The 5,306-nt window shown below is 73.0% G+C and carries 4 protein-coding genes and 1 pseudogene; 1 reads left to right on the forward strand and 4 read right to left on the reverse strand.

The window, feature by feature from the left end:
• The 4 genes and pseudogenes from AB0O00_RS10870 to AB0O00_RS10885 all read right to left on the reverse strand — a co-directional run.
• A pseudogene (locus tag AB0O00_RS10870) lies at positions 1 to 355 on the reverse strand (M56 family peptidase); the annotation flags it as partial.
• Positions 356 to 358: 3 nt separating this feature from the next.
• Positions 359 to 781: a BlaI/MecI/CopY family transcriptional regulator gene (locus AB0O00_RS10875; RefSeq protein WP_363650322.1), complete on the reverse strand. Its 423-nt coding sequence runs from the start codon at positions 779 to 781 to the stop codon at positions 359 to 361.
• An 87-nt stretch (positions 782 to 868) separates the two neighbouring features.
• Complete coding sequence (ctaD, locus tag AB0O00_RS10880) at positions 869 to 2,527, reverse strand: cytochrome c oxidase subunit I (RefSeq protein WP_363650336.1); 1,659 nt, start codon at positions 2,525 to 2,527, stop codon at positions 869 to 871.
• 130 nt (positions 2,528 to 2,657) lie between these two features.
• Positions 2,658 to 3,566 carry a DMT family transporter gene (locus AB0O00_RS10885; protein WP_363650324.1) on the reverse strand — a complete coding sequence of 303 codons (909 nt, stop codon included), beginning with the start codon at positions 3,564 to 3,566 and terminating at the stop codon, positions 2,658 to 2,660.
• Between AB0O00_RS10885 and AB0O00_RS10890 the strand changes: the two genes are divergently transcribed.
• Positions 3,565 to 5,019 (forward strand): PLP-dependent aminotransferase family protein, encoded by a 1,455-nt coding sequence (locus AB0O00_RS10890; protein ID WP_363650326.1) that lies wholly within the window; start codon positions 3,565 to 3,567, stop codon positions 5,017 to 5,019. The two genes, AB0O00_RS10885 and AB0O00_RS10890, sit on opposite strands and share 2 nt — an antisense overlap.
• Positions 5,020 to 5,306 lie beyond the last annotated feature (287 nt).

Below are 5,306 nucleotides of genomic sequence, written 5' to 3' on the forward strand. Positions count from 1 at the left end.
CCAGCGCCCGCCGGGCCCGCGCCCGCACCCGCAGGTGGCGCGCCGCGGTCCGCAGGCAGGCCACCCCGACCAGAACCAGCAGCCACATCGCGGCCGTCCCGACCGTCTCGTGGTACGGCAGCGCGGCCCGCACCTCCGGGTCCGACCAGCTGTCCGGCAGCGGGTTGCCGGGGATCTGCGCGGTGCCGACGACACCGATCAGACCGAGGCACAGCACGCTGCACACCGCCATCACCGCGCTGATCACGGTCATCAGCCGGGCCGCGCCCCGCGGGTGCAGGTGCTGCCCGGTGAGACGGGCGATCGGCACCGCCGTCAGCGGCAGGATCAGCGGGAGGAAGACGAAGAAGCCCACGGGTCAGCTCTCACGGTCGGCCGTTGCCGGATCGGCGGACGCGGAGTCGAGCAGCGCGCGCAGCAGCTCCTCGTCGTGCGGGAGCAGGGCGCTCACGAAGCTCGCCAGGACGGCGTCCCGGTCGGCCTCGCCGTCGAGCATCCGGCGCATCCTCAGGGCGGCGAGCCCGGCCGCGTCGGAGGACGCCTGCCAGAGGTAGGAGCGGCCGGCGCGGGTCCGGGAGACGGCGTTCTTGGCATGCAGCCGGGAGAGGATCGTCATCACGGTGGTGTACGCCAGGCCGCCCTCCAGGCGTTCCTGGACCCACCCCGCGGTGGCCGGTCCTGGCGCACGCTGGAGCACCGCCAGCACCTGGGCCTCCAGCTCGCCCTGGCCGCGCCGCCGGGCGGGGGTGTCCCCGGCCGGGGCGTGCCTCTCGTCTGCCATGACGGCCCACTCCCTCCGGATGCCGCGCCCCGGAGCCGGCGGGGCACCCGGTCATCCTAACGAGCGGACCCCACCGGGCGGGCGGACTCAGAGGGCGTTCTGCCTCCGGTCGAGCTCGGCGATGTCCGGGTGGTGCAGGTCGAACGCCGGGCACTCCGAGCGGATCTTCGGCAGCGTCACGAAGTTGTGCCTCGGCGGCGGGCAGGACGTGGCCCACTCCAGCGAACGACCGTACCCCCACGGGTCGTCCTCCTCCACCGGCTTCCCGTACCTGGCCGTCCGCCACACGTTGTAGAGGAACGGCAGCGTCGAGGCCCCGAGCAGGAACGACCCGATGCTGGAGACGGTGTTCAGCGTGGTGAACCCGTCCGAGACGAGGTAGTCGGCGTACCGGCGCGGCATGCCCTCGGCGCCGAGCCAGTGCTGCACCAGGAAGGTGGTGTGGAAGCCGACGAAGAGCGTCCAGAAGTGCATCCGGCCGAGCCGTTCGTCCAGCATCCGCCCGGTGAACTTCGGCCACCAGAAGTGGAATCCGGCGAACATCGCGAACACCACCGTCCCGAACACCACGTAGTGGAAGTGCGCGACGACGAAGTACGAGTCGGAGACGTGGAAATCGAGCGGCGGCGCGGCCAGCAGCACCCCGGTCAGCCCGCCGAAGAGGAAGGTGACCAGGAAGCCGACCGTCCACAGCATCGGCGTCTCGAAGCTCAGCGAGCCGTGCCACATCGTGCCGATCCAGTTGAAGAACTTCACCCCGGTGGGCACCGCGATCAGCATCGTCATGATCGAGAAGAACGGCAGCAGGACCTGCCCGGTGACGAACATGTGGTGCGCCCAGACCGTGATCGACAGGCCGGTGATGGCGATCGTGGCGCCGATCAGGCCGGAGTAGCCGAAGACCGGTTTGCGGCTGAACACCGGGATGATCTCGGTGACGATGCCGAAGAACGGCAGCGCGATGATGTACACCTCGGGGTGCCCGAAGAACCAGAACAGGTGCTGCCACAGCAGCGCCCCGCCGTTGGCCGGGTCGAAGGCGTGCGAGCCGAAGCGCCGGTCCGACTCCAGGCAGAGCAGCGCCGCCGCCAGCACCGGGAACGCGAACAGCACCAGGACCGCGGTGAGCAGGATGTTCCAGACGAAGATCGGCATCCGGAACAGCGTCATGCCCGGGGCCCGGAAGCAGACGATCGTCGTGACGAAGTTGACCGAGCCGAGGATCGTCCCGAACCCGGAGAGCGCGAGCCCCATGATCCACAGGTCCGCGCCGAGTCCCGGGCTGTGCACCCCGCTGTTGAGCGGCGCGTAGGCGAACCAGCCGAAGTCGGCCGCGCCGCCCGGGGTCAGGAAGCCGAACATGACGATCAGCGAGCCGAACAGGTAGAGCCAGTACGCGAGGGCGTTCAGCCGGGGGAAGACGACGTCGGGGGCGCCGATCTGCAGCGGCATGATCCAGTTGGCGAAGCCCGCGAACAGCGGGGTCGCGAACATCAGCAGCATGATCGTGCCGTGCATGGTGAACAGCTGATTGAAGCGCTCGTTGTCGATCAACTGCAGGCCCGGCCGGGCGAGTTCGGCCCGCATCAGCAGTGCCATGACGCCGCCGGCAAGGAAGAAGAGGAACGACGTCGTGATGTAGAGGGTGCCGATCCGCTTGTGGTCGGTGGTGGTCAGCCAGCCGATCAGGACCCGGCCCCGCCGGCGCCTGCGGGCCGACCGCCGGCTGCGCGAGGCCTGGTCCACGACGTCCTTCGGCAGAAGAGTCACGCGGCGCGCCTTCCGTGCTCGGGCCTGGCGGTGGTCGGACCCACCACTACCAGCGGCCACCCACCGGAGCCCGGGGCGCGCGCGGCGCATCACCCGAACAGGCCCCTCAGGCGCGGGCGCGCTGGGTGACGGCGATGCAGACGAGCACCACCACGGCCGTCACCGGCGCCGCCGCCGGCAGGTCCTCGGCCAGCAGCAGCACCGCCCACAGCAGCGTCAACAGGGGTTGGGCGAGCTGGAGTTGACTCGCCCGCGGCACACCGATCGCCGCCATCCCGCGGTACCAGAGCACGAAGCCGCCGAACTGCGACACCGCCGCCGTGTACGCCAGCCCGGCCAGCGCCTTCGCACCCGGGTGGACGGGCTCGGCGGGCAGCGCGAGCGCGGTGGTCAGCACGGTCGCGGGCAGCGCCACCACCACCGCCCACGCGATCACCTGAGCACCCGGCAGGTCCCGCGACAGCCGCCCGCCCTCCGCGTACCCGGCCGCGCATACCAGCAGCGCCGCGAACAGCAGGCAGTCCGCGGCACTCGGCCGGCCGTGGCTCTGCACCAGCGTGAACGCGATCACGGCCGCGGCCCCCACCAGCGCGGCGCCCCAGAACGCCCGGGACGGCCGGCGGCCGGTACGCCACGCCGCGAACACCGCCGTCGCCAGCGGGAGCAGGCCGATCACCACGGCCGAGTGCGCCGTCGAGGACAACCGCAGGGCGAGCGTGGTGAGCAGCGGGAAGCCGAGGACGCAGCCCGCCGCGACGACGAGCAGGCCGGGCCACTGACGCCGGGTCGGCAGCGGGGCACGGACGGCCGAGAGGTAGAGCGCGGCGAGCACGCCCGCCACGGCCCCCCGCAGCCCGGTGGCCGTCCAGGGGCCGAAACCCGTCAGGGCCCAGGAGGTGGCCGGGAAGCTGAACGAGAAGAGGAGCACCCCGAGGGCGGCGAGGAGGGTGCCGGAGCTCGCCGCAAGGGGCGGTGCTATCGCCGAAATCCGGATAGCGCTATCTTGTGCCTTCATGAACGAGCGTAGCAGTGTGGCCGAACTCGCCGAAAGCCTGCGCCGCGAGGTCGAGCGCTATCCCGAGGGACGAAAGCTGCCGTCCAGTCGCACCCTCGTCGAGCGCCATCAGGTCAGCCCGGTGACGGTCTCCCGGGCGATCGCCGTCCTCGCCGCGGAGGGCCTGGTCGTCTCCCGGCCGGGAGCCGGGGTGTTCCGGGCCGCCCACTTCGCCGCCGCCCCCGCCGCACCGGCCGCACCCAGCGCCCGCCCCGGCGACCTCTCCTGGCAGGAGGTCGCACTCAGCGCCGGATCCGGCCCGCGCGACCTGCTCGCCGCCCCGGTGATGGCCACCCTCAACGTGCCGCCGCCCGACGTCATCGACCTCAACAGCGGCTACCCGCACGCCACCCTGCTCCCCGAACGCCTGCTCGCCGCCGCCCTCGCCCGGGCCGGCCGCCGCCCCGGCGCCTGGGACCGCCCGCCCGCCGACGGCCTCACCGAACTGCGCGGCTGGTTCGCCCGCGACATCGGCGGCACCGGCGGCCCGATCGGCACCGGCGACGTCCTGATCACGGCGGGCGGACAGGGCGGACTCACCGTCGCGGTGCGCGCGCTCGCCGCCCCCGGCACCCCCGTCCTGGTGGAGTCGCCGACCTACCCCGGGATCCTCGCCGTCCTCCACGCGGCCGGCCTGCGCCCGGTCCCCGTCCCGGTCGACACCGACGGCGTCCGCACCGACCTGCTGGCCGACGCGTTCGCGGCCACCCGGGCCCGGCTCTTCGTTTGCCAGCCGCTGTTCCAGAACCCGACCGGCGCCGTGCTCTCCCCCGAACGGCGCACCGAGGTCCTCCGGATCGCCCGGGCGGCCGGCGCGTTCGTCCTCGAAGACGACTTCGCCCGGCTGCTCGTCCACACCGACGCACCCCCGCTGCCCCGCCCGCTGGCCGCCGACGACCAGGACGGCGTCGTGGTCCACCTGCGCTCCCTCACCAAGGCGGCCTCGCCCAACCTGCGGATCGGCGCCCTGACCGCCCGCGGCCCGGCCCTGGCCCGCCTGCGGGCCACCCAGGTCGTGGACAGCTTCTTCGTCCCCCGACCACTCCAGGAAGCCACCCTGGAACTCGTCTCCGACCCCGGCTGGGCCCGCCACCTGCGCACCCTGGGCGCCGAACTCCGCGACCGCCGCACCGCCACCGTCGCCGCCCTCCACCGCGAACTCCCGGGCTTCCTCGGCGACCACCGCCAGGGCGGCTACCACCTGTGGCTACGCCTCCCGGACGGCACCGACGACGCCGCCCTCACCGCAGCAGCCCTGCGCGCCGGAGTCCTCGTAACCCCAGGCCGCCCGTACCACCCAGCCGAACCACCGGCGCCACACCTACGGATCAGCTACGCAGCAGCCGAGAGCGCAACCCACACAGCCGAGGGCATCCACCGCCTGAGACGGGCCTACGAGACACTGACCAGCTGAACCAACCCAGCTGCATTCCCCCCCAGCAAAAGAGAGCACTACGGCAGGGAGCGGCCGTAGGAGCCGACGCCGAGCGAATGGGCGCCGCGCAAAGGGGCGGCCGTAGGAGAGGCGACGCCGAGCGGGTGGGCGCCGCGCAGAGAGCTGCCGCAAGAGGGGCCGGCGCCCGGCGGGCAGGAGCACCGCGCCCGCACCAACCCACCCACCCACCGCCACCCCCCATCCCCCTCCCCACCCAGCGAGAGGGAGCGCTGCGGGAGGGGGTGGCGGAGGGGGTGGCCGCGGAG

Origin of the sequence: Kitasatospora sp. NPDC093558 (assembly GCF_040683475.1) — a bacterium.
Classification (GTDB): Bacteria; Actinomycetota; Actinomycetes; order Streptomycetales; family Streptomycetaceae; genus Kitasatospora.

Excerpts from the sequence above, each read along its gene's own strand:
- AB0O00_RS10875 (WP_363650322.1), bottom strand. The coding sequence starts at position 781 with ATGGCAGACGAGAGGCACGCCCCGGCCGGGGACACCCCCGCCCGGCGG.
- AB0O00_RS10890 (WP_363650326.1), top strand. The coding sequence starts at position 3,565 with ATGAACGAGCGTAGCAGTGTGGCCGAACTCGCCGAAAGCCTGCGCCGC.
- AB0O00_RS10885 (WP_363650324.1), bottom strand. The coding sequence starts at position 3,566 with ATGAAGGCACAAGATAGCGCTATCCGGATTTCGGCGATAGCACCGCCC.